Below are 25,654 nucleotides of genomic sequence, written 5' to 3'. Positions count from 1 at the left end.
CGCATCGTACGCGCTGGAGGACACAGCATGCCCATAGCCGCCGCAGCGAGGAACCCCGACCGCGCGAGGACACACCTGCCGCCGAACCGCACGACCACCGAAGCCGGAGGCACCCGATGACCTCCATCCTCGTGACCGGCGCGACCGGCACCACCGGCAGCCGCACCACCGCCCGGCTGCGGGCCGCCGGCCACCCGGTGCGGGCCGCCACCCGCAACGGCGACCCGCGCTTCGACTGGTACGACCCCACCACCCATGACGCCGCCCTCGCCGGGGTGGACCGTGTCTACCTCGTCCCGCCCCCGGGCGAGACCGACCCCGCCCGGATCATGCTGCCGTTCCTGGACCGGGCGCGCGCCGCCGGCGTCCGGCGGGCGGTGCTGCTCAGCTCATCGGCCATCCCGCCGGGCGGCCCGGCGGTGGGAGAGGTGCACGCGGCGCTGCCCGGCCTGTTCGCGGAATGGGCGGTACTGCGCCCCTCCTGGTTCATGCAGAACTTCCTCCGCGACCACGCCCACGCGCGGAGCATCCGGGCCACCGGGACCGTGGCGTCCGCGACCGGCACCGGCCGGGTCGCCTTCATCGACGCGGACGACATCGCGGCCGTCGCCGCCCACGCCCTGACCGCCGCCGAGGCGCCCAACACGGACCTGATCCTGACCGGACCGCAGGCGCTGGCCTTCGACGACATCGCCGCCACCCTCACCGAGGTCACCGGCCGCCCGGTCACCCACCAGCACCTGACCTACGACCAGTTGCGCGAACGGCTGGCGGCCGGGCTGCCGGCGGAGTTCGCGGCGCTGCTGGCGTCCCTGGACCTCGCCATCGCGGACGGCGCGGAGGACCGCACCACCCCCACGGTCCACCACCTGACCGGCCGCCCCCCGACGGACTTCCGCACGGTGGCCGTGCGGGAACTGGCCCTCAGGGACGGGTGAGGGAGTACCGGCCGGGTCCGGCGGGCCCGCTGTACGGCGACGATCAGCTTGTCGCAGGTGCGCGCCCGCCGTGGAGCCAGGTGATCAACCGGGCAGGCGGCCGGACTTGATCGCTATCAGCAGGCCATGGGTCCTGGATGCCCGCGCCTTCAGGACCCCCTCCGGTTCGTCGCTCTCGCGGAGCCGCAGCGTGCCATCGGGGTCCATGGCGATGTTGACGCAGTTGGAGGCTTCCGCGCTGAAGGACGACTTCTGCCACATCAGGTCGGGCATCGGGTTCCTTTCACAGAGTCTTCTCGACGCGATGGATGAAGTCGCGTGACTCATCCGGTGACAGAGCACACGTTTCCATGCGATCGAGCACAGTCCGGTACTTGTCCGCCGGAACCGGTCGTACCGCCTTCATCGACGCGGACGAGATCGCGTCCGTCTTCACCCATGTCCTGAACGGCCGCCGAGGCGTCGAACACGGAACCTGATCCTGACCGGCCCGCAGGCTCTGGCCTTCGACGACATCGCCGCCACCTCGGGCCATCCGATCAGCCGGGCAGCCGCCCGGCTTTGACCGCTATCAGAAGGCCGTGAGCCCTGGACGCACCCGCGCTCAGCACTACCTCGGGCTCATCGCTCTCGCGGAGCCGCAGCGTGCCATCGGGAGCCATGGCGATGTTGACACAGTTGGAGGCCTCGCCGCTGAACGACGACTTCTGCCAGTGGAGATGAGACATACCGATCCTTTCAGAGGCTCTTCTCGACGCGATGGATCAGATCGCGTGACTCTCCCGGAGGCAGGGCACACGACTCCATGCGGTCCAGAACGGTGCGGTACTTGTCGAGCTGGGATTGCGCGTCCAGGAAGACCGATCCGTGGTCGCTGTCGAGTTGGATCGTATCCAGCTGAGCCAGGGGCCCGCTGAACTGATCGATGCCGTGGCCCGCACTGGGAAAGGTTCCGGCCCCGAACGGGATGATCCGCACCTGGATGTGCGGCTCCTCGCTTCTCTCGATCAGGTTCTTGAGCTGGGCGCGGGCCACCTTCGGGCCGCCGAACCCCATGCGGAGAGCGGCCTCATGGATGATGGCAACGAACGGCGTCGGATGGTCCCCGTACAGAATCGCCTGACGCTTGATCCGGTGTGACACGCGATGCTCCACCTGATAAGGAGCGAGCGGCGGCACAACATCACCGACGACCGCCCTCGCGTGATCCGTGGTCTGCAGCAGTCCGGGGATATGGATCACGGAGGCGACGCGGACGGCCCGAGCGTGGTGCTCCACTTCCGCGAGGTCAAGTGCGCCGGAGGAGAGAATCTCGCGATACTCCTCCCACCAGCCCCGGGTGCGGCCACCCGTCATGGCGGCCAGCGCATCGATCAGGGGCTCGTCGGTGCAGTCGTAGAGGCGCGCCAGCGCCCGTACTCGGTCCGCGCTCACCGCGTAGCCGCCGGCCTCGATGTTGCTGATGCGGGACTGGGTGGTGCCGAACAGCTTGCCCGCGTTGGTCGCGGAAAGGTCGGCGCGTTCGCGCAGCCGGCGCAGTTCGCCGCCGAGGCGGCGCTGGCGGATGGTGGGCGGGAGTTTGACCCTGACCATCGTGGTCCCTTCTGTCACCCACACGGGTATTGATGGGCTTCATACCTAACCAAATGATGGACTGCTACCCATCATTGAGGCTACCGTCGTCTGTGTCCGGTCGTTCAATCCCTCCTAACGACAGGAGACTTCGCATGGACACCACAGCCGCACAGGATGGCATTGAACTGGGCTCCGACCCCTACGACGAGAAGTTGCATGCCTACGTCCGCAGCCACACCCCTAGGACATACGCACTGGTCGAGGAGACCTTCGGCCAGGACGGCACCGCCCGGGTCAGCGTGGTGGGGTGGGGGCTCGCGTTTCCCACCGGGCCCACGGAGGTGGTGCGGGAGGGAGAGCCGATGCGCGTGTACTGCGCGTCGCCCGAATCGGCCGCCGACCATCTGGCGTTCGTGCGGCGGCAGTCCGTCTTCCTCGTATGGCCGGACGGGGACGCGCCGGGTGGGGATCAGGACAGCTCGCGGAACCACTTCGTCAGGAACGCGGCGCAGAACAGGACGTAGGCGGCGCACAGCGCCAGGTAGCCCAGCCGGAAGGCGGTTTGGCTGCCCAGGAGCAGGAACAGGGCGCACAGGACGCCGTAGTCCACCGGGAGGAGCGCCACCGCCCTGACGCGGGAAGGGGGTGGGGGCGCCGGGGCCCCGGGCGCGGGCTTCGGGGCCGGCTTGAGCTTCTCCCGCAGGAGGCCGCCGAAGAAGATGACCACGGCTGCCAGTTGGAACAGCAGTGGCAGGAGGAGCCAGCCGTCGTGCGGCAGGTCGAAGTGGCGGTAGAAGGTGATCAGGACGACGGCGTGCAAAGCGGTGATCTTCGCCGCGTCGACCACATGGTCCAGCCACTCCCCCACCGCGCTGGACTCGCGGCGCAGCCGCGCCAGTTGGCCGTCCGCCGAGTCCAGGGCGAAACCGAGGACCAGCCCGGCGTACACCCCTGCCGCAAGGGCCCATGACGGCGGGAACAGGGCGACCGCCGCCAGGGCGGCGTAGCTCACCAGCGCCGACAGCAGCGTGACCTGGTTGGGGGTGAGGCCCGCGCGGAAGGCCGCCGCCGCCAGGACGCGGCCCAGCGGGCGGTTGATGTGGCGGGAGTAGAGCGAGACGCCCTTGGAGGTCTTCTGTGCGGTGCGCAGTTCCCGTAACGCCGCCGTGAAAGTCATGGTCCCCACCATGGTTCGCATCCTCCCATGCGAGGGCCGTCGGCGGGCACGGTTACGATGCCTGGGCCCGGGGCCACAGGGCCGGGGCTGAGCAAGAGGGTATGGGGAGGGCTTCACGATGCGGGTGCGAGCGCGGGTGGCCAGGACCGCCGTGGGCGTGGTCATGGCTGTGGCCACGGCGGCGTCCGTGTCGGGGTGCGTCACGGTGCACGGGGAGACCGCCATCGTGCCGGCGGCCTCCGAGGAGGAGGCGGAGGCGGCGCTCGACCGCTTCGTCGAGGTGAGCAACGAGTCCAATGCCGCGTACGACGCCGAGTTGAACGAGACGATCGAGAACGGCCCGCTGGGCGAGATCGATCACGCGGGCCTGGTGGCGCGCGGCGAGGTGACCCCGGGCGGCAACGCGGACTTCGAGCCGCTGGAGCTGACGGACGCGACGTTCCACATACCGCAGCAGGCGGGCTGGCCGAAGTTCTTCGTGGCCGACACCGCCACCAACCGCAGCGGGGACAACCGCTGGCTGCTGGTGTTCACCCGCAACGGGATGGACGAGGAGTGGCTCGCGTCCTATCTGAGCGTGCTGGAGCCGTCCGCGGTGCCCGAGTTCGCGGTCGACGACGACGGCTACGCCGAGGACATCCCGATCCCGGCGGACGCCGAGGAGGCGGTCGGGGACGACGCGGGGCTCGTCCTGCCGCCGGCGCTGCTGGGCTTGGCGTACAACGACTTCCTCGGGTCGAAGGCCGGGCCGTTCGCGGACGGTCCGTACACCACCGAGGCCGTCGAGCGGCGCGAGGAGTCCAACAGCAACCCGGCCTATGCCATGCAGTACCAGGACTCGGTGCCCACCGAGCCGGGCTACGCCCCGGTGGCGCTGCGCGACACGGACGGCGGCGCGCTGGTGTTCTTCGCGACCCGGCACCACGAGAAGCAGACCATGGCGGAGGGCGAGACCCCGGTGGTCGATCCGCTGGTGGAGGCGCTCATGGAGGGCAGTGCCGAGACCTCGGTGACGCTGGTACGGATGGCCATGCACGCCGCTCTCGTCCCGGCTTCCGGTGCGGGCGATGTGGCGGTGCCGAGCCGGATCACCGGGGTGACGTCGGCCATCGGCGAATGACGACGGTGCGCCGCCGGGCCGGTTCACCCCGGTGGCGTCGGCCATCGGTGGCCGGCCGCGGCGCGGTGCGCGTCGCCGGTCACCCGGTCAGCCGGTGAGCCAGTCGGCCGGGATCTCCTTCTCGGCCTCCCTGGCCAGTTCGGCGGCGCAGGCGTCCGTCAGTGCTTCGAGCAGGGTGAGCGGTTCGGGCAGCGGCAGGCCCGGTTCGCGCAGCCAGCGGACGCCGCCGCCCGCCACCTGGGACGGGGGCACCAGCACGTAGCTGCCGCGGCAGTGCCAGCGCAGGCCGGGGTGCTCGTCCATGGTGTCGGGGAGGCAGTCCAGCGCGCAGGGCCACCACTCGTCCTCGTCGTCCGGGGTGCCGCGGGTGGCGGTGAAGAAGAGCATCCGGTCGGGGTCGGCGATGGCGACCGGGCCGGTGTCGGTGCCCTCGGAGGCGAGACGTTTCAGCGCGGCGTGACCGGCCTCGGCCGGAACGTCCAGGACGTCGTGGGTGACGCCGGTGGCCGTAATGAAATTCGCCTCCTGGTCGGCGCGGAGCCAGGCCAGGAGGCGTTCGGGGTCGGTGGTCGCCTGGGTCTGCCAGGCGAGGGATACCGGGTGGCGCCCGGGGGTGGGGCACCCGATCCGCTCGCAGGAGCAGCCATAGCCCTGGGGGTGGGCGGCGGGAGCAAGCGGGAAGCCGGCTCCGGCGGCGGCGAGCAGCAGTTCCTCACGGGCCTGGGCGGCGGCGGCCGAATCGGCGGCGGCGCGGGCGCCCCTGCGCATCCAGCGGGGAAGTTTGCGCTCTTTTTCCATGGGCTGAGGTCGCCTCACTTCCGTCCCGCTCGTCCTGCGTGCTCCGTGACATTACCGGATCGGACATCACCACGGGGGCGGATGGGGGCGGGGTGCGGCGAGGGTCACTCCCGGGGGGCGCGGGTGAGCAGTCCGCGCAGCGCGTGATCGACGAGGGCGTCGGTGAACTCGTACGTGAGCGGGGCGCTGCGGGTGAGCCAGCGCTGGGAGAACGGGGACAGGATCAGCTCGGTGGCGATCCGCAGGTCCGTGCGGGGGTCGATCTCGCCGGCCTGCTGGGCGGTGCGGAGGCGGTCCATGTAGACCTGGACGCCGCGTTCGGAGAGCCGGGTGACGAAGGAGTGGGCCAGCTCGGGGTCGCCGGCGGAGGCGATGGCCAGGGCGCGGTAGGGGGCTTCGAAGGCGGGGTCATTGAACTCGTCGACGGTGGCGCGCAGCACGCCCTTGAGGTCGGCGACGAGGTCGCCGGAGTCGGGGAACTCGGCGTCGTAGTCCGGGTGTTCGACGGTGGCGGTGAAGGCGTCGAGGAGGACGGCGGCCTTGGAGGGCCACCAGCGGTAGATGGTCTGCTTGCCGACCCCGGCCTGGGCGGCGATGGCCTCGATGGTGAGTTTCTCGTAGCCGACCTTGCCGACGAGGTCCAGGCTGGCGTCGAAGATCGCCTGCCGGGAGCGGGGGTTGCGGCGCGCGGGGTCGGGGGCGGAGGGGCCCCGGGTGGCGCGGGGCGTGTCGTGCGGAGAGGTCGTTCCCATGAGGGCAGTGTAATGAGAAAGGACGTTTGACAAGACGATACGTCTCGTTCAGCCTTGGTGGTGACGGATCCACTCCGCAACGACGGAGCGGCGGAGCGACGGAAGGAAGGAGGACCGGCCATGAGCAAGGGACGCAGTGGCGCCATGATGGGCGTCGGCGGGCCACGCACCCACCTGTCACGCAAGCAGCTGCGCGGCGGCAGGGGCGCCGCCGGAGCGGGCGGCGCCGGCCAGGACGCGGCGGCGCGGAAGCGGGAGCTGCTGAGGAGACTGCGCGAGCAGCGCGATGCGTAGCCCCCGGCGAAACGGGCGGCGGTGCCGGGGCGCCGCCGCCCGTACCCGGGTCTACGGGGCGGGCTTGAGGTTCTTCATCGTGAAGTGCGAGGTGACGTTCCTGACCCCGGGGATCGTCATGACCCGCCCGCTCAGGAACGCCTCGTAGGCGACGAGATCGGCCACCGCCACCCGCGCGAAGTAGTCGGGGCTGCCGAAGAGCCGGCGCAGCTCGATGACCTCCTCGGCCTCGGTGAGGGTGCGCTCGAAGTGCTCCACGGTCCCGGACGCCTGACTGTCCAGGGTGAGGTCGAGCAGCACCTCGAAGGACCGGCCCAGCGCCCCCGGGTCGACCACGGCCCGGTAACCCCGGATCACTCCGTCCGCCTCCAGACGCTGCACCCGCCGCAGGCACGGGCCGGTGGTCAGGCCGATCCGCTGGGCCAGCTGGACGTTGGTCAGCCGCCCGTCCCGTTCCAGCTCGGCAATGATTGCGCGATCCGTGGCATCCATGGCCCATACATTGCACGATGTAGCTTCCTTTGGGCAATGTTCGCCACCATATGGCGCGCATTCTGCGCGACCATGGAGACGTGCGAGAGAACACCCCGGGCCCGGCCACGGCGCCCGGCCCCACCGCCCCCACCGCTCCCCCTCCCCCGGCCCCCTGCGCTCCCCCGCCCGGCCTCCGCCGGGAACGGATCGCCGCCGGCGTACGCGACTCCTTCTCCGCCGGGCTCGGGATCTTCCCACTGGGCATCGCGCTCGGCCTGCTCGTCGTCCAGGCCGGCCTGCCCTGGTGGCTGACGCCCGCCCTGTCCGTGGCCGCCTTCGCGGGCTCCCTGGAACTGCTGCTGGTCGGCATGGTCGCGGCCGTCACCCCGCTGGCCGCCGTGGCGCTGACCACGCTGGTGGTCAACTTCCGGCACGTCTTCTACGCCTTCTCGTTCCCCCTGCACCTCGTGCGGAACCGGTACGCCAGGGCCTACGCCGTCTACGCGATGATCGACGAGGCGTACGCCGTCACCGCCACCCAGTCCGCGGCCGAACGTTCGGCGCCCCGGCTGCTGGCGATGCAACTCGCCTGCCAGCTCTACTGGGTCGGCGGCGGCCTGCTCGGCGTCGCGCTCGGCGCGGCACTGCCCGCCCCCGTCGAGGGCCTGGAGTTCGCGCTGTGCGCGCTGTTCACCGTGCTCACCCTCGACGCCTTCCGTTCCCGCCGGGAGATCCCCTCGGTGCTGCTCGCCGCGGCCGGGGTGACGGCGGCGCTGCTGCTGACCCCGGAGGTCGCCCTGTTCACCGCGCTGCTGCTGTTCGTCGGGCTGCTGCTCGCCCGCCACGCCCTGGCCGGGAGGCGCGCCGATGCCTAGTACGCCTTACCTGCTCGCCGTGCTCGCGATCGTCTTCGGCATCACGCTGGCGCTGCGCGCCGTGCCGTTCGCCGTGCTGCGCACCCTGCGCGGCTCGGCCGTCGTCCAGCGGCTCGCGCTGTGGATGCCGGTCGGGATCCTGGGGATCCTCGCCGTCACCTCGCTGCGCTCCACCCTGACCGCCGCCCCCGGCACCCTGCCTTACGCGCTGCTCGCCGTCGCGGTCACGGCCGCCGTCCATCTGGCGTTCGGGCGCCGCACGATCCTGAGCGTGGGCATAGGCACCGCCGTCTTCGTGGTGCTGGTCAACGCGGTGTGACGTCCGTGCCCTCCGGCGGCGGCCACGCCGCGCCCCAGGGGGTGTCGCGGGCGGTGCGGTAGGTGTCGCCGTGCCGCTTGGTGACGGTGGTGCGGGTGAGGGCGCCGTCCGGGGTGCACAGGTCCAGGAGCACCTGGCCCTTGCGCAGTTGCGGCTTGCGCACGACCCGGGCGACGGGGCGCGGCGCGTTGTCCCGCGCGGGGGCGGGGGCGGCGGTGGCCGCGACGTAGGCGAACTTCTCGTCCTCGTACGGCAGTACGCCGCCCTTCACCTGGCGGTGCAGGGCCGAGCGCGCGACCCGGGCGGCGAAGTGGCACCAGTCGGCGCCGGGTTCGATCGGGCAGCGGTCGCTGTGCGGGCAGGGAGCCAGGACGCGCAGCCCGGCGGCGACCAGCCGGTCGCGGGCGCTCCTGATCCGCAGATAGCCCTCCGGGGTGCCCGGCTCGATCAGCACCACCGTGGAACCGGCCCGGGCCGCCGCGTCGGTCAGGCTGTCGCGGTCGGCCCCGGTCAGCTCGCCGAGCACGTACGAGACGGTGATCAGGTCGGCCGCGGGCAGCTCGGGCTCGGCACCGATCCGCTGCTGCCGCCACCGCGCGGAGCGGACGGCGGGCTGGGTGGCATCGGCGGCCAGTTCACGGCCCAGGTCCAGGGCGGGTCCTGCCCAGTCGATGACCTCGGCACAGCGCGACCCGGGCCACACTTCGGCGGCGGCCCACAGCGCGGCGCCCGTCCCGCCACCCACGTCCACATGGCTGCCGGGCGCCCAGCCGGCGGGCATCCGCGCCGCGCACGCCTCCAGCGCCGCGGTGACCGCCTCGAAGGTGGCGGGCATCCGGTAGGCGGCGTAGGCGATGGCGTCGGCCCGGTCGCGCAGTACCGGCGCGTGGGTCTGGGTACGGCCCCGGTAACTGGTGATCAGCCGCTCCACGGCGGCGGCCGTCCGCTTGGGCGGCAGCCCGTCGAGCAGCCGGTCCAGCGCGCCGCGCAGCTCATCGGCCGCGGCGGGCGCGGGGGCGGCGAGAGGCGCGGGGGGACGCGGCGGGGCCGGCGACGGGGGGCGTGCTGCTGTTCACCGGCCCATCGTAGGCGTCCGCCGGGGTGGATGGCCGGGGCGTCCCGGCGGCGGGCATCATCACCGGATGGCACATCTGGGACTTACGGCGCTGCTGGTGCACGACTACGACGAGGCCATCGCGTTCTACCGGGACGCGCTCGGCTTCGCGCTGGTGGAGGACACCGCCCTGGGCGGCGGCAAGCGGTGGGTGGTGGTGGCCCCGCCGGGGGCGCGGGAGTCGGGGCTCCTGCTGGCCCGGGCCGTGGGCGCCGGGCAGCAGGCCCGGGTGGGGGACCAGACGGGCGGGCGGGTCGGCTGGTTCCTCAACACCGACGACTTCGCCCGCGACCACGCGCGGATGCGGGCGGCCGGGGTGGTCTTCGAGGAGCCGCCGCGCCACGAGCCGTACGGCACGGTCGCCGTCTTCCGTGACCTGTACGGGAACCGCTGGGATCTGATCCAGCTGGACGGGCCCCGGGAGCGGGACCGGGGTGAGGCGGGCGGCGCCGGTGACGCGGAAGGCTGAGCCGGGGCTGCTCCATCCGTCCGTCCGGGCGACCGGGTTACGGCCGCACGGACGGAGCGGGTGCCCGGTGGGACCGGGGCGCCGCGACGCCCGGAGGGACGCCCGCGCGGGCCGGGGGCGGCAACCGCCCCGGCCCGCGCGGACCACACCATCAGCAGGCCCTCAACGGGCCATCAGGGCGAAGACTCCCCAGCCGAGGTACTCCCGCTGGTACCGCGTGTAGCGGACGGGTTCGGTGGTGAGCTCGGCCCGTACTTCGGCGGCCAGCTCGTCGTCGGGGTGCGCGTCGAGCCAGCGGCGGAGGTTGAGCCACTGCGCCGCCTGGTAGCGGTCCCAGCTGTCCTGGTCGGCCAGCACCATCTCGACGACGTCGTAGCCGAGCGTGCCGAAGTGCCCGATCAGGTCCGGCAGGGCCAGGAAGTCGTCCGGGCCGCCCGCGAGGCAGGCTTCGGCCGTCTCCCGGTCCGGCACGTCCCGGCGCCAGTACGGCTCGCCGATGAGCATCAGTCCGCCGGGCCGCAGGCTGCGGGCCAGCAGTTCGACGGTGCCGGCCACGCCGTTCCCGATCCAGGTGGCCCCGACGCACGCGGCGAGATCGACCGGCTCGTCCGAGACATGGCCGGCGGCGTCGCCGTGGACGAAGGTGACCCGGTCGGCCACCCCGAGCTCGGCGGCGCGGGCGCGGGCCTGGCCGGTGAACACCGTGCTGATGTCCACGCCGGTGCCGGTCACGCCGTGGTCCCGGGCCCAGGTGCACAGCATTTCGCCCGATCCGCTGGCGAGGTCGAGCACGCGGGTGCCGGGGGCCAGGCGCAGTGCCTCGCCGAGGACGGCGAGCTTGCCGGGGGTGAACGGGTTGTGGAGCCGGTGGCTACTTTCGCGAAGGGTGAAGATGCGGGGAAGATCCACGAGAGGTGTCCCTTGGGTTCGATGAGGTCATGGTCCCGGGGAAGGACGGCCGGCCACAGTCGGCCGCCACTGCTCGGACCGTCATCGAAATACACCTCATCGCGAACGCGTGGATCCTGGACCCGGCCACGGTAGACCTTCCGGGCCGGCGCCTCTACCGATTTCTCCGCGCCGCTCGCCCGCCTCCGCCGCCCGGGGCAGGGCGGGTGTGTCGCCGGGCCGCGAGCACCGCGTACCCGGCGGCCCAGCGCGGGCGGTGGTCGACGACGGCCACCGCCCGGGTTTCTCACCGGGGAACGGCAGTCCTGCGCTTGGGCAGGCACAGGAAGACGAAGCACAGCGCGGCCAGCACCACCGAGGTGAGCTGGACGACCGCCATGGGGACGGCCGTGTCCTCACCGGCGACGCCCACCAGCGGGGAGGCGATGGCGCCGATGAAGAACTGCGAGGCGCCGAGCAGGGCCGAGGCGGAGCCGGCGGCGTGCGGAGCGCGCATCAGGCCCTCGGAGTTGGCGTTCGGCAGGACCAGGGCCATCAGGCCCATCAGGCAGAACAGGCCGATGGAGACCGCGACCAGGCCGGCTTCCCCGAAGACGCCGCCGGTCAGCGCCAGCAGCGCGACGGAGACCAGGATCAGCAGGGTGAGGCCGATGCCGATGATGCGGTTGAAGGACACCCGGCCCACCAGGATCTTGCCGTTGATCTGGCTGACCGCCACCAGCGCGATGGAGTTGACCATGAACAGCAGGCTGAAGGTCTGCGGCGAGGCGCCGTAGATCTCCTGGACGACGAACGGCGAGGCCGCCACGTACGCGAACAGGGCCGCGAAGGTGAGGGAGCCGACCAGCAGATAGCCGGTGAAGACCCGGTCCTTGAACAGTCCGCCCATGGCCCGCAGCGCGGCGCCCACGCCGCCGCCGTCGCGCTTGCCGGGTGGCAGCGTCTCGGGCAGCCAGCGGGCGACGATCAGGGTGAGGACGAGGCCGGAGGCGGCCAGGGTGAGGAAGACGCCGCGCCAGTCGGTCAGCCGCAGCAGCTGGCCGCCGAAGACGGGGGCCAGGATGGGGGCGGCGCCGGAGATGAGCATGAGGGTGGAGAAGAACCGGGCCATGGCGAGGCCGTCGAACATGTCGCGGACGACGGCGCGGGCGATGACGATGCCGGCCGCGCCGGCCACGCCCTGGACCGCCCGGCAGGCGGTGAGGATCTCCACCGTGGGGGCGACCGCGCAGGCCAGCGAGGCGGCGACGTAGCAGACCATGCCGACGAGCAGCGGGCGGCGGCGGCCCAGCTGGTCGCTCATGGGGCCGACGATCAGCTGGCCCAGGCCGAGGCCCAGGAGGCAGGCGGTGAGGGTGAGCTGGACGGTGGCGGCGCCGGTGTTCAGGTCCTCGGTGACGTCGGGGAGCGCCGGGAGGTACATGTCGATGGAGAGCGCGGGCAGCGCGGAGAGGCTGCCGAGGATGAGCGTGATCAGCAGTCCGGCCCGCTGCCGCTTGCTGAGTTCTGGTGCAGCGGAGGGAGCGGGCCGGACGTCGGGGCTCTGGGTCTGAAGGGGGGTGGCGGTGGGGACGGGGACGGAAGCGGGGGCGGCCGTGTTCGGCTGGCTGCCGGGCTGATTCATGCACCTCTCCGGTACTCGCTGAGACCGCACAATCGTCCCATGATCCGGCCACCGGTCTATATGGTTTTCGTTCGTAAGATCACGCTGGGAAGAGCCCGGGGTCCCCCGCACGGGACACGAACGAGCCCGCCGTGCTCACCTCGCCGCCCGGAACCGTGACCCCCGAGACCACCCGGTAATCGGCCCGCACCTGCCGCTCGTCCAGGCTGACCAGCACATAACCGCGCCGGCCGTCGTAGAAGCGCAGATGCGGATTGACCGTCATCATCGCCTCCCAGTTGGCCGGCCGCCGGTTCCCGTTCCCGCCGCTGGAGATCGAGGTGGTGACCAGTTCCACACCGAGCGTCCGGGACGCCGGATCGTCGAAGTCCTCCTTGATGTCGAATCCGTGATGGACGTGCACGTCCCCGGTGAACACCACCAGGTTGCGCACCCCGCTCTCGCGGACCGTGCGCAACAGCCGCTCCCGCGCCCACGGATAGCCGTCCCAGGCGTCCATCGCCAGCGGCCACGGCTCGGCCAGCTGGTTGCGGCGTCGCGAGACGACGATCTGCTGCGGGACGAGGTTCCACACCGCGCGCGAGGTGCGCCAGCCGTCCGCGAGCCAGCGCTCCTGCGCCGCCCCCAGCAGCTGCCGGTCCGGCGCCCGCGAGGCGTCCGTGGGCAGCTTCCAGCCGTCGCCGTTCGCCTGGTCCGCCCGGTACTGCCGGGTGTCCAGCACATCGAGCTGGGCCAGCCGGCCGTAGTGCAGCCGGCGGTAGAGCCGCAGGTCGGGGCCGTCGGGGAGCTGAGGTCGGCGCAGCGGCATGTTCTCGTAGTACGCGCGGTACGCCGCCGCCCGGCGCACCAGGAACTCCGCCTCGGCGTCGTCGTCCTGGGAGACGGCGGAGGCGTAGTTGTTGTCCACCTCGTGGTCGTCCCACGTCACGATCCACGGGTGCGCGGCGTGCGCGGCCTGGAGGTCGGGGTCGGCGTGGTAGAGCGAGTAGCGCAGCCGGTAGTCGTCCAGGGTGACGGTCTCGCGGTTGTAGTGCGCGGGCAGCCGCTGCTCCCCGGTGTACGCGCGGGCGCCGGCGGCGGCGTTGATCGCGTACTCGTACAGGTAGTCGCCGAGGTGGATGACGGCGTCGATGTTCTCCTCGGCCGCCAGGTGCCGGTACGCGGTGTAGTACCCCTGGTCGTACCGCTGGCAGGAGACGAGCGCGAACCGCAGCCCGGCGCCGACCCGCGCGTGGCGGGCGGGGGCGGTGCGTGTGCGCCCGGTGGTGGAGGTCCACGGCCCGGCCCGGAAGCGGTAGTAGTAGTCGGTGCCGGGGGCCAGCCGGCCGGGCTCCACGTGGACGGAGTGGTGGAACTCGGGGTGCGCCAGGACCGTGCCGCCGCCCACCGGACGCTCGAACGCGCGGTCGCGGGCGATCTCCCAGCGGACGGCCAGGGGTTCGGCCGGCAGGCCGGAGTCGGGGGCGTGCGGGTCGGTGGCCAGCCGGGTCCACAGCACGACGGAGTCGGGCTGTGGATCGCCGGAGGCGACGCCGAGGGTGAAGGGGTCGCCGTCCAGGCCCGCCGGGTCGGCGGGGGCGGCGGCGTGCGCGGTGCCGGCCCCCGGCAGGCCCACGGAGAACGCGAGCGCGGCGGCGGCGCCGGTCACGGTGACGAATCTCCGCCGTCCCAGGGACCGGACGGCGGCACGCAGGTGTGCGGAGAATTCTTCGGAGATCTGCGTCATGGGAATGAGTGCACCGGGAGCACTCATCCTGCGGCTGGCAGGTATGCGTCAACGACATGGCGTTCCGATGACGCTTCGGCCGCGATCGGACACACCGAGTCACACAGGTCGCTCATGCCGCACATCATGCGTGCGGCGGCGCGGCGCGCGCGGTATGCCCCGCGCGCCACCGCGCCCGGCGCACCGTCAGCGCTCGCGCAGCTCCGTCACTTCCTGGTGGGTGTGCGCCTCGATGTCCCGGGCGCCCTGGTACAGCAGCTGGTACGACAGGTCGGACAGTGCCCGCGCCGCCGCCAGCTCGTGACCGATCGCCGCGTCGTACTCGTCCCCCGGCTTGGCCTGCGCCGATCCCTCCCCCACCAGGCCACGCGAGGTCTTGCCCTGCAAGCGGGCCTCGGCCCGGCAGGACCGGCCCTCATCCTCGATGTCGATCTTGGTCTTCCATGTCTGGTGCGACGACGACATGACTGCACCTCCAAGGGAACACTGGGACAGGAGTCGGGAGCACCACTCCACTCCTTCTCCCCCCATGCTCCCTCCGATGGCCCAACCTCGCAGCCCGAGAAAACCGGGGACGTTTCCGCAGCTCAGGCGGGGTTCGAAGAGGCGGTACGCAGCGCGTGCAGGAAAGTGTCGACGGGCTGGGCGCCCGAAACGCCGTACTTCCCCTCCAGGACGAAGAACGGCACCCCGCTCACCCCGATCCGCCGCGCCTCGGCGATGTCGGCCGCGACCTCGTCCGCGTACGCGTCGCCGGCCAGCGCCGCCCGGGTCTCCGCCTCGTCCAGGCCCAGCTCGACCCCGAGCCGTACCAGCGTGTCCAGGTCGTCCACCGTCGCGCCCTCGCACAGGTGGGCGGCGAGCAGCCGCTCGTGCGCCGCGTCGCCCAGGCCCTGCCGGTCGGCGAGGTGCAGCAGCCGGTGCGCGTCCAGGGTGTTGACGGAGATCGCGCGCTCCAGGTCGTACGTGAGGCCCTCGGCTGCGGCGAGGTCCGTCACCCGCTGCTGCATCTCGCGGATCTGCTCGGGGCCGGCGCCCATCTTCCGCTCCAGCATCGCGGTCGTGGGCTCGCGCAGCCCCGCCGGGTGCGAGGGGTCGAGCTGGAAGCTGTGCCAGCGCAGCTCCACCTCGTCCGCGTGCTCGAACCGCGCCAGCGCGCTCTCCAGCCGCCGCTTGCCGATGTAGCACCAGGGGCACACGACGTCCGACCAGACATCGATCCTCACAGCGCGCACACCCCGTCCACGCACAGCGGGCCGGAGCCTTCGCCGGGGGCCTGGCCGGCGTCCGGGCCGTCCTCCTGGCCGATGACGATCAGCGCGGGCGGCCGGGGCCCGTCGTCGGTGCCGGTCCGCGACGGGGCCGGCGGCTCCGCGGCCGGGGAGGCGGGCGGTAGGGGAGACATGGTCACTCCGGGGGCGTCGGGGCGGGACCGGGCGGGACCGCCATGGTTACTTCTGGTGCGGTACCCCACCGTACGCAACCGCCCCGGCAACCGTAAGAACGTACCTCCAGGTCAGTCACCCACCCGCGGGTGAGCCCGCAGGCCGTGCGGCGCGCTCGTCTCCCGGTCCACGAGCCGCTCGATCACCCCGCCCAGACCCTGCGCCCGCGCCGCGAGCGCGAACAGCCGCCGCAGCAGCGCCTCCGTCAGCTCCGGCACCTCGGACAACTCACCGACAAACCCCCGCAGCTCGTCGATCAGCGCCCCCAGACCGGCCGGCACGTCCGCCGCGGGGCAGCCCGCCCGGTGCAGCTCCAGATAGTCCGCCAGCCGCTGCCCGGCCCGCACCGCCGTGACCCGCGCCGTCCCCGTCTCCCCCGCCCGCTGCTCGTCCGCCGCCAGATACAGCAGCGAGTGGATCAGGGCGGTCATGGCGTGCGAGTTCCGCTTGTCCACCGCGCCCAGCGACGCGTGCAGTTCGGCGGCCCGCCGCCAGTATCCGATCGCCTCCCGGTGCCGGCCCAGATGGTGGTGCGCGTACCCGATCAGGTCCATCGTGCGCGCCATGTCGCTCAGCTCGCCGGCCTCCTCCAGCATGCTCAGCGCCCGCTCCGCCGAGACCAGCGCCTCCCCGTAACGCCGCATCCGGCCCTGCGCCTTGGCGATCACGCTCAGCGCCGCGCCCTCCCCGACCGTCCACCCCAGCTCGCCGAAGATCTTCAGTGAGGTGCGCGCCTCGGCCAGCATCTTCTCGAACGCCCCCGCCGAGGCGTGCACCCCGGCCAGCTGCCGGTGGGTGTACGCGGCTACCAGTCGGTCGCCCTCCCCCTCGATCAGCTCCAGCGCCCGGTGCAGATGCCGCTCCGCCTCGCCCCACTGGCCCGCGTTGTACTCGGCGCGGCTCAGCCCGCGGTGCCCCATGGCCATGCCGAGCCGGCTGCCCTCCCGGCCCGCAGCACGCAGCGCCAGGGTGCTGGTGGTGCGCAGTTCGTCCCAGTGCCCGTTGACGTCGAGGTAGTGCCGCACCATCCACGCCAGTTGCCACACCGTACGGTCGTGGCCGGCGCGGTACGCGGTGTCGATCAGATGCAGGATCGCGCCGTGCTCGGTCTCGAACCAGGACCGCGCCTCGGCGTACGTGCTCAGCGAGCAGCGCCCCAGCGGGCGGATCGGCGGCATGTCGTGGTGCCGGGACAGGATCCGGGCCGCTTCGTGGGCGGTGTGCAGATAGTGGCTCAGCACGCGCCGCAGCCCGGCGTCGCGCTCCTCGGGCGTGGTGGTGTCCGCGAGCACCTCCACCGCGTACGCGCGCACCAGGTCGTGCCAGCCGTACCGGCCGGGACTGCGCTCCTCCAGCAGCCGCATGGCGGTGAGTTCGTCCAGCAACTCCTGGACGCGGCCCAGCGGCTGGGCCAGCAGGTCGGCGATGAACGGGGCCGCGGCGGAGCGGCCCGGGTGCAGCGGCAGCAGCCGGAACAGGCCGGCCGCCGCCGGGCTCAGCGCCCGGTAGGAGGAGGACAGCACCGAGCGGACCCCGGGCGAACTGTCCTGGCCGGTGAGGAAGGAGATGCGGGCGCGCGCGTCGCGCAGTTCCCCGGCGATGGCGGCGAGCGAGAACGAGGGATTGGCGATCGCCTTGGCGCACACCACGGCGAGGGCCAGCGGCAGCCCGCCGCAGCAGTCCACGATGTCCTGGGCCGCCCGTTCCTGTCCGCGCATCCGCTCGGGCCCGAGCTTGCCGCGCATCAGCTCCAGTGCCTCCTGCCGTGCGAAGGGCCGCAGTTCGCTCACCCGGGCGCCGCGGGCCGTGATCAGTCCGGCCAGCGGGGAGCGGCTGGTCACCAGCACCAGCGGGCCCGGCGCCGACTCGGGGATCAGCGGCAGCACATGGGCGGCGTCGCGCGCGTTGTCCAGGAACAGCAGCAGGCGGCGGCCCGCCAACTGGCGGCGCAGGAAGGCGGTACGGGCCTCCGCGTCGCGCGGTATCCGCTGCCGGGGTACGTCCAGGGCCTCGATCAGCCGGTCCACGGCGTGCGCGGTGGGCATCATCGGCCGGTCCGCGTCGAAGCCGTGCAGGTTCAGGTAGAGCTGCCCGTCGTGGTGTTCGCGGCGCAGCCGGTGCGCGAGGAGGGTGGCGAACTCGGTCTTGCCGACGCCCGCCATGCCGCTCACCACGATCACCCGGGTGCCGCGTCCGATGTCCCGCAGCGCTGCCGCCAGATCCGGGCCGCGCCCGATGAATAACGGTGCGGGGAGGGGCAGTTGTGCCGGTCCGCAGGGCTGCGGCGGCACGGGCTCGCCGCCCGCCGCCCCACCCGTGCCGCTGTCCGCGCCCGGCCGGACACCCGCGAGCGCGTGGTCCCCGCCCCCGTGCGGCGGGTCCAGCGCCGGGTCGCCGCGCAGGATGCGCTCGTACAGGGTGGTGAGCGAGGCGGCGGGGTCGACGCCCAACTCGTGGCGGACGACGGTGCGTACCCGTCCGTACGCCGAGATCGCCTCGGCCTGCCGGCCCGCCCGGTACAGGGCCAGCATCAGCAGTTCGTGGAACCGCTCGTGCAGCGGGTCCTCGACGACGGCCACGGACATCAGCTGGATGACCTCGTCGTCCCGCCCCAGCGTGAGCGCGGCGGAACCGTACAGATCGAGCGCGCTGGTGCGGGTCTGCCGCAGCCCGACGCGTTCGCGCTCGGCAGCCTCGCCGTGGATCTCGACCAGGGGTTCGCCGCGCCACAGGTCCAGCGCCTGGCGGCTGAGGCGCGCGGTGCCGCGGTGGTCGCCGGCGCCGTGCGCCGAGCGCGCGGAGCCGACCAGGTGCCGGAAGCGGTGCGCGTCGATGGCGGTCGGCTCGACCATGAGCGCGTACCCGTGGGTGCCGGACTCGATGTGCGCGCCTTGTGGTTCCAGGGCGCGGCGCAGCCGGTGGATGTACGTGCGCACCGTGCCGCGTGCTCCCCTGGGCGGGGCGCCGTCCCACAGCGCGCTGGCGAACTGTCCGGCCGGTACGGTGCCGCCGGCGTGCAGCAGCAACACGCTCAGGGTGGAGCGCTGTTGTGGCGATCCGAGCGGGATTTCGGCGCCGTCGTGCCAGGCGCGTACCGGTCCGAGGAGGGAGAAGCGGAGCCCCGTTGTCATAGATCTCGTCCTTGGCGCAGGTTCCAGCCGATTGGACGAATGTATGACGTGATGAAGATCGAGGCGACGGTTTACCGTGCAACTGTATGAACGGTGGCCGGTGGTACGGGCCGGGCCGCCCCCGTGGTGCGGCCCGGCCCCGGAGCACCGGAAGGTCAGTCCAGACGCTCCAGCTCGATGAGCGCGAACATCGAACGGGTGGGACGCAGCCCCGTCCGCTTCCACCCCGCCTCGGCGAACAGCGCGTCGTACGCCTCCAGCGAACGCTCCTGACCCGCCGACACCGACAGCATGTTCATGTCCAGCAGCGCGACCGGATCGGGCGAACCCGTCTCCCCCAGCAGCGCCTCGATCACCAGGATCCGGCCGCCCGGCCGGGCCGCCTCGCGGCAGTTGCGCAGAATCCGCACGCACTGCTCGTCCGACCAGTCGTGCAGCACCCACTTGAGCAGGTAGTAGTCGGCCTGCGGCACGCTCTCGAAGAAGTCCCCCGCGACTGCCTCGAAACGCTCCGCCACCCCGGCCGCCTTGGCCGCCGCCTCGGCGGCCGGCAGCGCGTGCGGCAGATCGAACACCACGCCCTCCAGGTGCGCGTGCTCCGCCATCAGCCCCAGGACCAGCGCCCCGTCCGCACCGCCGATGTCCGCGATCCGCGCCGCCCCGTCCAGATCGAGCAGCGCGACCGTGTCCTGCACGACCTGCTCGGTGGCGTTGTTCATGGCCCGCGAGAACAGCTCGGCGTCCTCGGGGTGCTGCGCCAGATACGTGAACAGGTCGGAACCCAGAGCCCGTTCCCACTGCGGACGCCCTTCGCGCACCGCCTCGGGGAACGGCTGCCACACCTGCCAGTGCGCCGGCGCCCCCGACAGCAGCGCCGCGTCCCGCAGCGACCCGGGCACCCCGTCGCGCAGCAGCGCCCCGACGGGCGTGAGGTCGAACCGGCCGCCGCCCTCGTGCGCGAGCAGCCCGATCGAGGCACAGGCGCGCAACAGCCGGTGGGTGGCGCCGGGATGGCTCGACTCGCGCTCGGCGATCTCCTCGGCCGTACGGGCCCCGTCCGCGATGTGGTCGGCCACCCGCAGGACGGCGGCGGCCCGGACCACCTGGGTGATCCAGTGCGCCGTCGTCATCTGGTACAGGGCCTGGGCGTGCTGTGCCGCCTCCACTTCCGCTGGCGAGAGTTCTGGTGCGGTGCCGGTCAGGGGCATGAACATCCTTGTCGGGGGATTCACTGGCGAAGGACACCCCGACAACCGCACGCGGCCACGGACGACTCCGCCCGGTGGGGCCCGGATGTCTCCCCGTAGCCACCCGGACCCCACCGGAACGGCCGCTCCGTTCCTCGGGATGGAGCATGTGTAAAGCCCGCCTGTCGACAAAGCGTTGACGCCGCGACGAAACCGCGGAAGGGGCGGGGAGGAGCCGCCCGGAACAGCGCCGGCCGGGGAGGAGGAACGACGGACCGGGCGAGTGCGGCGCCGGCGTTCCCGCGTCGGGCGCTCCCGCGTCAGGCGCTCCGGGCCGGAGCCGCCCGCCGCCGGCGGTTCGCGGCAACGCGGCGCTCGGTACCACTCCGCGAACGAGACGGGCGCGTTCTCCCCATCCACCCCGAGGCGAAGCCGCAGCCGCGGGCACCCAGGGGCTCGGGGAGCGTGCCGTGCCGCCTGCGCCGCCCCCGGAGGGACACGCTCACTGCAGATTCACGAAGCAGCCCACCGTGCCCTCGGCATCCGGCTCCCGCTGCTCGTCCTTCAGCTTCCCGTCGACGTAGATACGGCAGACGGTGCCCGGTGCCGCGTCGGTGACGGCGACGTCGTTGAAGCCGTACCCGACGTTCTGGCTCCTGCTCCAGGGCAGCATGACACCGCTCTCCGACGTGCCGTCGCTGTCGCCGGAGAAGGCATAGCTGACGTCACCGCTTCCCTCACCCGTCACTTCGAGCGTGACATCCCAACTGCCGGTGAACACACCGCAGCCAGTGACGGCGGTCAACGACAGGGCCGAGGCTGAGACGGTCAGCAGCAACGTGGCGACGGGACGGGTCAGGGAAGGCATCACGGAATTCCTGCGGGTAGGTGGTCGGCTTGTCCTGCCTGACCCATCGTTCACGCGCGACGGGCCGGCCGGTTCGGTCAAAAGGTGGAATGTGAGGCCCGGAGGTCGGCCGAAAGTACGAAGCCCTCCCGTCCCGAAGGGCCGCCCGGGCTTCAGCCCGTGGGCCGGGTCACTCCCGGTGGGTGGCGGCGAGGACCGAGGTGAGGTCGTCGACGAGCGCGGTGTCGCGGCTGTCGCCGCTTGCCCAGGCGACGTGGCCGTCGGGGCGGATAAGGGCGGCGCGTACGCCGGACCACTCGGCCGGGAGCAGGTGGGGGGTGCCGGTGTGCACGCGCAGGCCGGGCCGGGCGAGGCGGTGCAGGGGTCGGTCCGGGCCGCCGGTGAAATCGAGCAGCAGGTAGCTGTCGGCGCGCAGCGAGGAGAACAGGCCGTTGTCGCCGAGGGCGAGGTCACCGGCCCGGGTACCGGTCAGCGGGTGGGCGTTCGTCCCGGTCGGCGGGTAGGTGACGGCGAGAGAGCTGACCTGTGCGGCGAGTCGGTCGTTGAGCTCGGGCAGGGCGGTGATCAGTTGGCTGAGCAGGCCGCGCAGGGCGAGTCCTTCCGGGGTGAAGGCGGTCATGAGGGCGACCTGGGCGCGGCTGGTGTCGGTGAGGTCGGCACCCACCGGGTGGCGTTCGGCGTGGTAGGTGTTCAGGAGGGTGTCGGGGGCCCAGCCGTTGAGGGTGGCGGCGAGCTTCCAGGCCAGGTTGGCGGCGTCCTGGATGCCGACGTTCATGCCGACCCCGCCGGCGGGGAAGTGCTGGTGTGCGGCGTCCCCGGCGAGGAAGACGCGCCCGTGCCGGTACTGGGCGGCCAGCCGGGTGGCGTTGCCGAAGCGGGAGAGCCAGACGGGATCGCGCATGCCGAAGTCGGTCCCGGCCATGGTGATCACGTTCTCGCGCAGTTCCTCCAGGGTGAGGTCGCCGGGCCAGATGGTGGTGATGTCGCGGGGGGCGATGCCGACGAGGCGGTGGAGTCCGCCGGGCATCGGGGCGGCCATCAGGGCGCCGTTCGGGCCGAAGTAGCTGTGGCCCGGGGCCGGGGGCTCATCGAGAACGACATCGCCGAGCCAGCCGAGCACGGTGGACGGAGTGCCGGGGAAGTCGATGCCGGCCGCCTCGCGCACCGTGCTGCGCGAGCCGTCGCAGCCCACCAGGTAGGCGGCCTCGATAGGGGATGGGCCGTCGGGGGTTCGCACCTCCACGCGGACCCGGTCGGGCCCCTCGCTCAGGCCGGTGACCTCGTGACCGCGCAGGACGGTCGCCCCCAGTTCGAGAGCCTGCCGCTCCAGCAGGGCCTCGGTGCGCTCCTGCGGCAGGGCGAGCGTGCAGGGGAAGGGGCTGGACAGGCGGCGGAAGTCCAGCCGGGAATCCAGTACGCCGAAGTGGCCGCCGGGCAGCGGTATTCCCTCGCTGACGAAGGGGTGGTGCACGCCGCGGGAGGCGAACGTCTCGATGGTGCGGGGGTGCACGGTCAGGGCGCGGGAGCGGGTGTCGCGCTCGGTGCGCGCCTCGATGACCACGACGGAGATTCCGCAGCGGCGCAGTTCGGCGGCCAGCCACAGGCCCACGGGGCCGCCTCCGGCGACAGCGACCTGATGGTTCATGGTGCTTCTCCTCCACTCATTGTCTTGGTCAGTGACCAATGCTGATTCCGAAGTAAACTAGGTCAGTGACCAATAAGCAAGGCGGACAAGACACCTCGGGCCACCTCACGCGTACGGCCGTGATCGACGCCGCGCTGCACGTGCTGGAAAGCCGGGGACTGGATGGTTTGTCGACCCGGGCGGTGGCCGACCGCCTGGGCGTGCGCATGAACACCGTCTTGTGGCATGTGAAGACCAAGGCGCGCATGCTGGAGCTCATGGCCGACGCGGTCGTGGGCGAGATCGGCTACGCGGATCTGCCCCCCGAGCCACGGGCGCGGGCGCGGGAACTGGCTCGCCGGTACCGGCGAGCGCTGCTCGCACACCGCGACGGCGCCGCCCTGGCGACGGGGACCTACCCGGCCGAGCCGCACACGCTGCGCTTCGCGGACCGCCTGATCGGCGCCCTGCTGGAAGCGGGAGCGAACGAGGAGCAGGCGGCCTGGACGGCGTGGACGGTCATCTACTTCCTCCTGGGACTGGTCCAGGAGGAACAGGCCGCGCCCGACCGGTTCGACGACCGGCTGGCCGGGGCCGTGGACGCCGGCACGCACCCAGCACTGCACCGGGTCGTGGCGCACATGCGACAGGGTTCCTTCGAGGACCGCTTCACCTTCGGGCTGGAGGCGATCCTCGCCCACCTGCCCGCACAGCACCGCGGAACGGCGCCCACGGCCTCAGGATGACCTTCCCCTATCCGTCGTGACGGCGCGCCTCGACGATGCAGGCGTGCAGCCGCCCGCGCATGTCCCGCAGATCCGTCAGCTGTCGGTCGAGACGGTCACGTTCCGCCGCGAGCAGTTCCAGCAGTTCCGCTGACACCACCCCGGAGTCGGCGAACGGCAGCACCTCGCGGATGGTTCTGCTGGGCAAGCCCATGGAGTAGAGCCGTCGGATCAGCCTGACCCGTTCGACGGCATCGCCCGGATACCGCCTGTGGCCCCCCGGATTCCGGGTGGACCGGAGCAAGTCCTGCTGCTCGTAGTAGCGCAGCGCCCGGACGCTGACACCCGCTTTCTCAGCGACCTCGCCGATCCGCATTTCCTGACCTCTTGAGTCGACTTCACGTCCCGCTTGCACCTGACGTCAGCGTCAGGTTTTAGCGTAGCCGACACCGGTACGAACCATCCCGTCCGCGTTCCGCAGCACGCCTGTGACCAGCACGTCTCCGAACCGGCTTCGCAAGCCTCAGGAAGGATCAGCCATGTCCATCAGGAACACCGTCGTGAACGCCGAAAGCGCGGCGTGGTCGGTATGACCGGCATCGACAAGACCGTGGTCGTCCTGGGCGCCACGGGGCAGCAGGGTGGATCGGTCGCCGCGGCACTGCGGGCCGACGGCTGGCGGGTGCGCGCGGTCGTGCGGGACACGTTCAGCGACCGGGCCCGGTCGCTGTCCGCCACCGGCGTGGAGACCGTACGCGGTGACCTCGGTGACGCGGAGTCGCTCCACGCGGCCTTCTCCGGCGCCCATGGCGTGTTCAGTGTCCAGCCGAACTCCGGCCAGGCGGGCGCCAACGTGACCAACGAGGACGAGGTGCGTTTCGGCGCGGCCGTGGCCGGGATCGCCGAGCACCGCGGCATCACCCACCTCGTCTACAGTTCGGCGGTCACCGCTGGTTCGACAACAGGCGTCGCCCATCTCGACACCAAGAGCCGCGTCGAGGGCCACGTCCGGAACCTGGACATCGCCGCCACCATCATTCGGCCGGCCACGTTCATGGAGCTCCTCGTGACCCCCGGCATGGGCCTTGACCGGGGACAGCTGTCCTTCCTCATGCGCCCGGACCAGGCCATGCAGTTCATCGCGGTACGCGACATCGGCCGCATCGTCGCCGCGGTCTTCGGCTCACCCGATCGCTACGCCGGCCGCACCATGGAAATCGCCGGTGACGCTCTCACCGGCCATGCCCTGGCCGGGCATCTCGCCCGGGCCGCTGGTCGGACGATCCACTACAGCCGCCTGCCGACGACGCTGTCGGCACAGGACGACGTCCTGCGCGCGTTGAAAGCCCTGGTGGACGACGGCCGGCTGGCGGGAAACGCGAACCTCGACGCGTTGCGCACGGAGTTTCCCTTCCTGTTGCGCTTCGACCGCTGGCTGGCGGGCCCCGGTGCCGGCCTCCTCGCTCAGGCGCTTCGCGCCTCGGACACGGGCATCGCCCCCCGGCCGTAGTGGGCTGATGGTGGCCGTCGGCCCGGTTGGCCGCGACGGCCTCGGCGCGGCCGTACGGATCGTGACGGAGACCGGTGAGACTGCCGCCAAGGGCACGCGTGATCCCGGAATCCGAGCGCCGACGACACCTCCTGGACGATGCGTAAGGAAAGTCGGACTGTGCGTCATGGAGAGTGTCGCCGATCCCCCGCAGTATCGATGTCGCGGGTGAACCGTGAGCACACGAGCACAGTCCGGACCCCGGGCGAGAAAGGCAGTCATGTCCGACGTCGACCTGCGCGAGTTCTACGATCGCTACTGCGAGGCGCTCAACGCACATGAGTTCGACCGCATCGACGAGTTCGTCAACGAGTCGATCCTCTCGCACGGCGAGCCGGCCACGCGCGCGGATGTCGTCGCGGCGCTCAAGAGCATCACGGACGCGGTTCCCGACATGCGCTGGGAGATCAAGGAGGTGGCGATCCACGGTGAAACCCTGGGCTGCCACTCCGTCAACCACGGCACCCCCACCAAGGAATGGCTCGGGGTGGCTCCCACGGGCGCGCCGATCGAGATCGACGAGTTCGCTCTGTACCGGATCCGCGACGGGAAGTTCGTGCAGATGTCCAACGTCCACGACGTCGAGGCCCTGAAGAAGCAGCTCGCGGGCTGACCGGTTCAGCCGAGCTGCGCCTTCAGCCATCGCAGAACCTCAGGTGTGACCGGGTCGGTGATGTCCGCGAACTCGTCGTGCCGCTTGAGGAACTTGGCGACGTAGGGGCAGACCGGGACGATCCGCATCCCGGATGCGCGCACGTCGGTGAGTGCCTGCCGCACCAGTTGCAGACCCAGCCCTTGGCCGGCGAATGCCTCGTCGATCTCCGTGTGGAAGAAGACACGCCGCGTGCCCTGGTCACAGTAGGCGGTCAGACCGGCGCGCCGGCCATCGACCAGGATCTCGTACCGGCTGTCGGCGTCCACACGCTCGACGACCTTGGCGGTGGAGGACTCGCTCATGGTG

At 72.0% G+C, this 25,654-nt stretch carries 30 protein-coding genes; 10 read left to right on the top strand and 20 right to left on the bottom strand.

The genetic code is table 11. The annotated features are described in order from the left end of the window. The first annotated feature begins 116 nt into the window (after positions 1-116). On the top strand, positions 117-938 hold the full coding sequence (locus tag H7827_RS22595; protein ID WP_432747145.1) for an NAD-dependent epimerase/dehydratase family protein: 822 nt from the start codon (positions 117-119) through the stop codon (positions 936-938). 84 nt (positions 939-1,022) lie between these two features. On the opposite strand, the gene H7827_RS22590 is transcribed toward H7827_RS22595, so the two are convergent. The 3 genes from H7827_RS22590 to H7827_RS22580 all read right to left on the bottom strand — a co-directional run bounded on the left by H7827_RS22590 (position 1,023) and on the right by H7827_RS22580 (position 2,531). Continuing rightward, positions 1,023-1,211, bottom strand: a complete 189-nt coding sequence (locus H7827_RS22590; RefSeq protein WP_432747144.1) for a DUF397 domain-containing protein — start codon at positions 1,209-1,211, stop codon at positions 1,023-1,025. A 266-nt stretch (positions 1,212-1,477) separates the two neighbouring features. Further along, complete coding sequence (locus H7827_RS22585) at positions 1,478-1,666, bottom strand: DUF397 domain-containing protein (protein ID WP_432747143.1); 189 nt, start codon at positions 1,664-1,666, stop codon at positions 1,478-1,480. A 10-nt stretch (positions 1,667-1,676) separates the two neighbouring features. Further along, positions 1,677-2,531 (bottom strand): helix-turn-helix domain-containing protein, encoded by an 855-nt coding sequence (locus H7827_RS22580; protein WP_386536151.1) that lies wholly within the window; start codon positions 2,529-2,531, stop codon positions 1,677-1,679. A 134-nt stretch (positions 2,532-2,665) separates the two neighbouring features. On the opposite strand from H7827_RS22580, the gene H7827_RS22575 reads away from it, so the two are divergent. Continuing rightward, positions 2,666-3,037 (top strand): hypothetical protein, encoded by a 372-nt coding sequence (locus tag H7827_RS22575; RefSeq protein WP_432747142.1) that lies wholly within the window; start codon positions 2,666-2,668, stop codon positions 3,035-3,037. Here the strand turns inward: H7827_RS22575 and H7827_RS22570 are convergent. Then, positions 2,983-3,690, bottom strand: coding sequence for a CDP-alcohol phosphatidyltransferase family protein (locus H7827_RS22570; protein WP_432747141.1), 708 nt, complete (start codon positions 3,688-3,690; stop codon positions 2,983-2,985). The genes H7827_RS22575 and H7827_RS22570 overlap by 55 nt on opposite strands. Before the next feature lie 118 nt (positions 3,691-3,808). Between H7827_RS22570 and H7827_RS22565 the strand changes: the two genes are divergently transcribed. Next, a complete protein-coding gene (locus tag H7827_RS22565) occupies positions 3,809-4,810 on the top strand; it encodes a hypothetical protein (protein WP_432747140.1) in 1,002 nt (333 codons plus the stop codon). An 87-nt stretch (positions 4,811-4,897) separates the two neighbouring features. Here the strand turns inward: H7827_RS22565 and H7827_RS22560 are convergent, their stop codons facing one another. Beyond that, positions 4,898-5,608, bottom strand: a complete 711-nt coding sequence (locus H7827_RS22560) for a bifunctional DNA primase/polymerase (protein ID WP_432747139.1) — start codon at positions 5,606-5,608, stop codon at positions 4,898-4,900. A 104-nt stretch (positions 5,609-5,712) separates the two neighbouring features. After that, the gene (locus tag H7827_RS22555) at positions 5,713-6,360 is read right to left on the bottom strand and encodes a TetR/AcrR family transcriptional regulator (protein WP_030726550.1); all 648 of its coding nucleotides are present in this window, start codon (positions 6,358-6,360) and stop codon (positions 5,713-5,715) included. A 120-nt stretch (positions 6,361-6,480) separates the two neighbouring features. Here H7827_RS22555 and H7827_RS22550 point away from each other — a divergent pair, with 120 nt between their 5' ends. Beyond that, positions 6,481-6,654, top strand: coding sequence for a DUF6243 family protein (locus H7827_RS22550; RefSeq protein ID WP_386536024.1), 174 nt, complete (start codon positions 6,481-6,483; stop codon positions 6,652-6,654). Between the two features lie 51 nt (positions 6,655-6,705). On the opposite strand, the gene H7827_RS22545 is transcribed toward H7827_RS22550, so the two are convergent. Beyond that, entirely contained in the window at positions 6,706-7,146 is a 441-nt protein-coding gene (locus H7827_RS22545) for an Lrp/AsnC family transcriptional regulator (RefSeq protein WP_432747137.1), read from the bottom strand. Between the two features lie 80 nt (positions 7,147-7,226). On the opposite strand from H7827_RS22545, the gene H7827_RS22540 reads away from it, so the two are divergent. Together H7827_RS22540 and H7827_RS22535 are read left to right on the top strand one after the other, a co-directional pair. Continuing rightward, complete coding sequence (locus H7827_RS22540; RefSeq protein ID WP_432747136.1) at positions 7,227-8,003, top strand: AzlC family ABC transporter permease; 777 nt, start codon at positions 7,227-7,229, stop codon at positions 8,001-8,003. Beyond that, positions 7,996-8,322, top strand: coding sequence for an AzlD domain-containing protein (locus H7827_RS22535; RefSeq protein ID WP_030726541.1), 327 nt, complete (start codon positions 7,996-7,998; stop codon positions 8,320-8,322). Before H7827_RS22540 ends, H7827_RS22535 begins: the two co-directional genes overlap by 8 nt. Here H7827_RS22535 and H7827_RS22530 read toward each other — a convergent pair. Further along, positions 8,309-9,313, bottom strand: coding sequence for a small ribosomal subunit Rsm22 family protein (locus H7827_RS22530; RefSeq protein WP_432748035.1), 1,005 nt, complete (start codon positions 9,311-9,313; stop codon positions 8,309-8,311). The two genes, H7827_RS22535 and H7827_RS22530, sit on opposite strands and share 14 nt — an antisense overlap. A 151-nt stretch (positions 9,314-9,464) precedes the next feature. On the opposite strand from H7827_RS22530, the gene H7827_RS22525 reads away from it, so the two are divergent. Further along, positions 9,465-9,905, top strand: coding sequence for a VOC family protein (locus tag H7827_RS22525; RefSeq protein WP_432747135.1), 441 nt, complete (start codon positions 9,465-9,467; stop codon positions 9,903-9,905). 162 nt (positions 9,906-10,067) lie between these two features. Here H7827_RS22525 and H7827_RS22520 read toward each other — a convergent pair whose 3' ends face one another. The 10 genes from H7827_RS22520 to H7827_RS22475 all read right to left on the bottom strand — a co-directional run bounded on the left by H7827_RS22520 (position 10,068) and on the right by H7827_RS22475 (position 22,440). Continuing rightward, the gene (locus tag H7827_RS22520) at positions 10,068-10,814 is read right to left on the bottom strand and encodes an SAM-dependent methyltransferase (protein ID WP_432747134.1); all 747 of its coding nucleotides are present in this window, start codon (positions 10,812-10,814) and stop codon (positions 10,068-10,070) included. Between the two features lie 286 nt (positions 10,815-11,100). Continuing rightward, positions 11,101-12,438, bottom strand: a complete 1,338-nt coding sequence (locus H7827_RS22515) for a multidrug effflux MFS transporter (protein ID WP_386538852.1) — start codon at positions 12,436-12,438, stop codon at positions 11,101-11,103. Positions 12,439-12,517: 79 nt separating this feature from the next. Further along, complete coding sequence (locus tag H7827_RS22510; protein WP_432747133.1) at positions 12,518-14,164, bottom strand: alkaline phosphatase D family protein; 1,647 nt, start codon at positions 14,162-14,164, stop codon at positions 12,518-12,520. A 186-nt stretch (positions 14,165-14,350) separates the two neighbouring features. Continuing rightward, a complete protein-coding gene (locus H7827_RS22505) occupies positions 14,351-14,629 on the bottom strand; it encodes a dsRBD fold-containing protein (protein ID WP_030726522.1) in 279 nt (92 codons plus the stop codon). 122 nt (positions 14,630-14,751) lie between these two features. Further along, complete coding sequence (locus H7827_RS22500; RefSeq protein ID WP_432747132.1) at positions 14,752-15,390, bottom strand: DsbA family oxidoreductase; 639 nt, start codon at positions 15,388-15,390, stop codon at positions 14,752-14,754. After that, complete coding sequence (locus H7827_RS22495) at positions 15,387-15,569, bottom strand: hypothetical protein (RefSeq protein ID WP_432747131.1); 183 nt, start codon at positions 15,567-15,569, stop codon at positions 15,387-15,389. Before H7827_RS22495 ends, H7827_RS22500 begins: the two co-directional genes overlap by 4 nt. Positions 15,570-15,680: 111 nt before the next feature. After that, positions 15,681-18,740: an AfsR/SARP family transcriptional regulator gene (locus H7827_RS22490; protein WP_432747130.1), complete on the bottom strand. Its 3,060-nt coding sequence runs from the start codon at positions 18,738-18,740 to the stop codon at positions 15,681-15,683. A 155-nt stretch (positions 18,741-18,895) separates the two neighbouring features. After that, entirely contained in the window at positions 18,896-19,948 is a 1,053-nt protein-coding gene (locus tag H7827_RS22485; protein WP_386538862.1) for a methyltransferase, read from the bottom strand. Positions 19,949-20,429: 481 nt separating this feature from the next. Then, positions 20,430-20,795, bottom strand: a complete 366-nt coding sequence (locus H7827_RS22480; protein WP_386538864.1) for an MmpS family transport accessory protein — start codon at positions 20,793-20,795, stop codon at positions 20,430-20,432. 169 nt (positions 20,796-20,964) lie between these two features. After that, the gene (locus H7827_RS22475; protein ID WP_432747129.1) at positions 20,965-22,440 is read right to left on the bottom strand and encodes an FAD-dependent monooxygenase; all 1,476 of its coding nucleotides are present in this window, start codon (positions 22,438-22,440) and stop codon (positions 20,965-20,967) included. Positions 22,441-22,505: 65 nt separating this feature from the next. Here H7827_RS22475 and H7827_RS22470 point away from each other — a divergent pair, with 65 nt between their 5' ends. Further along, on the top strand, positions 22,506-23,165 hold the full coding sequence (locus H7827_RS22470; protein WP_432747128.1) for a TetR/AcrR family transcriptional regulator C-terminal domain-containing protein: 660 nt from the start codon (positions 22,506-22,508) through the stop codon (positions 23,163-23,165). A 7-nt stretch (positions 23,166-23,172) separates the two neighbouring features. Here the strand turns inward: H7827_RS22470 and H7827_RS22465 are convergent, their stop codons facing one another. Continuing rightward, positions 23,173-23,520 carry a MerR family transcriptional regulator gene (locus H7827_RS22465; protein ID WP_432747127.1) on the bottom strand — a complete coding sequence of 116 codons (348 nt, stop codon included), beginning with the start codon at positions 23,518-23,520 and terminating at the stop codon, positions 23,173-23,175. Between the two features lie 33 nt (positions 23,521-23,553). Between H7827_RS22465 and H7827_RS22460 the strand changes: the two genes are divergently transcribed. Beyond that, positions 23,554-24,654, top strand: coding sequence for an NmrA/HSCARG family protein (locus H7827_RS22460; protein WP_432747126.1), 1,101 nt, complete (start codon positions 23,554-23,556; stop codon positions 24,652-24,654). A 259-nt stretch (positions 24,655-24,913) separates the two neighbouring features. Then, positions 24,914-25,306, top strand: coding sequence for an ester cyclase (locus H7827_RS22455; RefSeq protein ID WP_432747125.1), 393 nt, complete (start codon positions 24,914-24,916; stop codon positions 25,304-25,306). Between the two features lie 5 nt (positions 25,307-25,311). On the opposite strand, the gene H7827_RS22450 is transcribed toward H7827_RS22455, so the two are convergent. After that, on the bottom strand, positions 25,312-25,650 hold the full coding sequence (locus H7827_RS22450) for a GNAT family N-acetyltransferase (RefSeq protein ID WP_432747124.1): 339 nt from the start codon (positions 25,648-25,650) through the stop codon (positions 25,312-25,314). Between the last annotated feature and the right edge of the window lie 4 nt (positions 25,651-25,654).

It is taken from the genome of Streptomyces sp. JH002 (genome assembly GCF_050916115.1).
GTDB classification, from domain to species: domain Bacteria; phylum Actinomycetota; class Actinomycetes; order Streptomycetales; family Streptomycetaceae; genus Streptomyces; species Streptomyces xiamenensis.
The sequence above is the reverse complement of the archived record's forward strand: the minus strand, read 5'-3'. Positions and strand labels throughout refer to the sequence as shown.

Excerpts from the sequence above, each read along its gene's own strand:
- H7827_RS22595 (WP_432747145.1), top strand. The coding sequence starts at position 117 with ATGACCTCCATCCTCGTGACCGGCGCGACCGGCACCACCGGCAGCCGC.
- H7827_RS22590 (WP_432747144.1), bottom strand. The coding sequence starts at position 1,211 with ATGCCCGACCTGATGTGGCAGAAGTCGTCCTTCAGCGCGGAAGCCTCC.
- H7827_RS22585 (WP_432747143.1), bottom strand. The coding sequence starts at position 1,666 with ATGTCTCATCTCCACTGGCAGAAGTCGTCGTTCAGCGGCGAGGCCTCC.
- H7827_RS22580 (WP_386536151.1), bottom strand. The coding sequence starts at position 2,531 with ATGGTCAGGGTCAAACTCCCGCCCACCATCCGCCAGCGCCGCCTCGGC.
- H7827_RS22575 (WP_432747142.1), top strand. The coding sequence starts at position 2,666 with ATGGACACCACAGCCGCACAGGATGGCATTGAACTGGGCTCCGACCCC.
- H7827_RS22570 (WP_432747141.1), bottom strand. The coding sequence starts at position 3,690 with ATGACTTTCACGGCGGCGTTACGGGAACTGCGCACCGCACAGAAGACC.
- H7827_RS22565 (WP_432747140.1), top strand. The coding sequence starts at position 3,809 with ATGCGGGTGCGAGCGCGGGTGGCCAGGACCGCCGTGGGCGTGGTCATG.
- H7827_RS22560 (WP_432747139.1), bottom strand. The coding sequence starts at position 5,608 with ATGGAAAAAGAGCGCAAACTTCCCCGCTGGATGCGCAGGGGCGCCCGC.
- H7827_RS22555 (WP_030726550.1), bottom strand. The coding sequence starts at position 6,360 with ATGGGAACGACCTCTCCGCACGACACGCCCCGCGCCACCCGGGGCCCC.
- H7827_RS22550 (WP_386536024.1), top strand. The coding sequence starts at position 6,481 with ATGAGCAAGGGACGCAGTGGCGCCATGATGGGCGTCGGCGGGCCACGC.
- H7827_RS22545 (WP_432747137.1), bottom strand. The coding sequence starts at position 7,146 with ATGGATGCCACGGATCGCGCAATCATTGCCGAGCTGGAACGGGACGGG.
- H7827_RS22535 (WP_030726541.1), top strand. The coding sequence starts at position 7,996 with ATGCCTAGTACGCCTTACCTGCTCGCCGTGCTCGCGATCGTCTTCGGC.
- H7827_RS22525 (WP_432747135.1), top strand. The coding sequence starts at position 9,465 with ATGGCACATCTGGGACTTACGGCGCTGCTGGTGCACGACTACGACGAG.
- H7827_RS22515 (WP_386538852.1), bottom strand. The coding sequence starts at position 12,438 with ATGAATCAGCCCGGCAGCCAGCCGAACACGGCCGCCCCCGCTTCCGTC.
- H7827_RS22510 (WP_432747133.1), bottom strand. The coding sequence starts at position 14,164 with ATGACGCAGATCTCCGAAGAATTCTCCGCACACCTGCGTGCCGCCGTC.
- H7827_RS22505 (WP_030726522.1), bottom strand. The coding sequence starts at position 14,629 with ATGTCGTCGTCGCACCAGACATGGAAGACCAAGATCGACATCGAGGAT.
- H7827_RS22495 (WP_432747131.1), bottom strand. The coding sequence starts at position 15,569 with ATGTCTCCCCTACCGCCCGCCTCCCCGGCCGCGGAGCCGCCGGCCCCG.
- H7827_RS22490 (WP_432747130.1), bottom strand. The coding sequence starts at position 18,740 with ATGACAACGGGGCTCCGCTTCTCCCTCCTCGGACCGGTACGCGCCTGG.
- H7827_RS22485 (WP_386538862.1), bottom strand. The coding sequence starts at position 19,948 with ATGCCCCTGACCGGCACCGCACCAGAACTCTCGCCAGCGGAAGTGGAG.
- H7827_RS22480 (WP_386538864.1), bottom strand. The coding sequence starts at position 20,795 with ATGCCTTCCCTGACCCGTCCCGTCGCCACGTTGCTGCTGACCGTCTCA.
- H7827_RS22475 (WP_432747129.1), bottom strand. The coding sequence starts at position 22,440 with ATGAACCATCAGGTCGCTGTCGCCGGAGGCGGCCCCGTGGGCCTGTGG.
- H7827_RS22465 (WP_432747127.1), bottom strand. The coding sequence starts at position 23,520 with ATGCGGATCGGCGAGGTCGCTGAGAAAGCGGGTGTCAGCGTCCGGGCG.
- H7827_RS22455 (WP_432747125.1), top strand. The coding sequence starts at position 24,914 with ATGTCCGACGTCGACCTGCGCGAGTTCTACGATCGCTACTGCGAGGCG.
- H7827_RS22450 (WP_432747124.1), bottom strand. The coding sequence starts at position 25,650 with ATGAGCGAGTCCTCCACCGCCAAGGTCGTCGAGCGTGTGGACGCCGAC.